We start from the raw sequence: 596 nt of genomic DNA on the forward strand, positions 1-596 counted from the left end.
GAAAGCCGTAAATATCAGACCAACACATTCAAGCCTGCGTATATTAAAGATAAGCGCGCGCCAGATTTACGTAAACCGATTCGTCGCCAAATTGGCGAGCGTATCGGTGGCGAGTACACAGCAGCAGAACGCGAAATGCTGAATCTGCAATTCGAAATGACTGACCAGATTGACATGCTAAACCGGCGTTTAGAATGGATGGCGGCAAATGCACTGGTCAAATCACAAATCACTGTGGTCGGTGATGGCTTTCCGACTACCGTGATTGATTTCGGGCGTTCAAGTGATCTGACTATCACGTTAAGTGGCTCAGATAAGTGGCCGATGAAAGTCGCTGCTGGCACAACAAACACGCAGCCGTCTGATGATATTGAGAAATGGCAAACGTTGATTCTGAAAGAGTCTGGGGCTGTACCGACTGATTTAGTCTTTACGGCTTCATCTTGGAAAGCGTTCCGTCTTGATACCAGCATCAAAGACAACGCCATCACATTCCCGGCATTGAACCCATACGGCAATCAGGTTGATATCGGGCCACGAATTGAAAAAGGCGCAGTCTACAAGGGGCGGTGGGGCAACTTTGATTTATGGTTGTA

At 47.8% G+C, this 596-nt stretch carries 1 protein-coding gene; it reads left to right on the top strand.

Features of this window, described 5'->3' with window-relative positions; genetic code table 11:
- Positions 1-596 (top strand): major capsid protein (locus LGZ99_RS24610; protein WP_262979870.1); only part of this gene is annotated, 596 nt, incomplete at both ends.

The organism is Photorhabdus temperata (assembly GCF_025384845.1).
GTDB lineage: Bacteria > Pseudomonadota > Gammaproteobacteria > Enterobacterales > Enterobacteriaceae > Photorhabdus > Photorhabdus temperata.